Here is a 587-nt window from a genome sequence, read left to right on the forward strand (position 1 = left end):
ACGATTACCTCTGGTGATACCGCGACTGCCATCGATGAAAACAGCGGTGCGGGCAGTGTGATTTATACCGCCACCGCGGATGACTCCACAGATATCTCTGATGGTGTGACTTTCTCGCTCTCAGGCGACGATGCGGCATATTTCTCGATTGATGCCAGCACCGGTGAAGTGACTTTGTTGGCCGACGCTGATTACGAAAGCAAGTCCAGCTACAGCTTTACCGTCACCGCCACCGATGGGGCTGGTAACTTCACTGATCAGACCGTCACCTTGGCGGTCAATGATCTGGATGAAGTGGCACCGACGATTACGTCTGGTGATACCGCCACTGCGATTGATGAAAACAGCGGTGCCGGGCAGGTGGTGTATACCGCGATTGCTGATGACTCTGCTGATATTTCCGATGGTGTGAGTTTCTCGCTCTCTGGCGACGATGCTGCGTATTTCAGCGTCAACCCAGCCACCGGTGAAGTCACCTTATTGGCCGACGCTGATTACGAGACCAAACCAAGCTACAGCTTTACTGTCACCGCTACCGACGGAGCTGGTAACTTTACCAATCAGGCCGTTACCCTGGCGGTCAATAA

1 protein-coding gene is annotated in these 587 nt (G+C 53.7%); it reads left to right on the forward strand.

Annotated elements, in window-relative coordinates; all coding sequences use genetic code 11:
* On the forward strand, nt 1–587 hold a 587-nt coding region (locus Q8W32_RS16555; RefSeq protein ID WP_305415694.1), incomplete at both ends, for a cadherin repeat domain-containing protein.

This window comes from Oceanobacter sp. 3_MG-2023 (assembly GCF_030688925.1).
Classification (GTDB): Bacteria; Pseudomonadota; Gammaproteobacteria; order Pseudomonadales; family Oceanobacteraceae; genus Oceanobacter.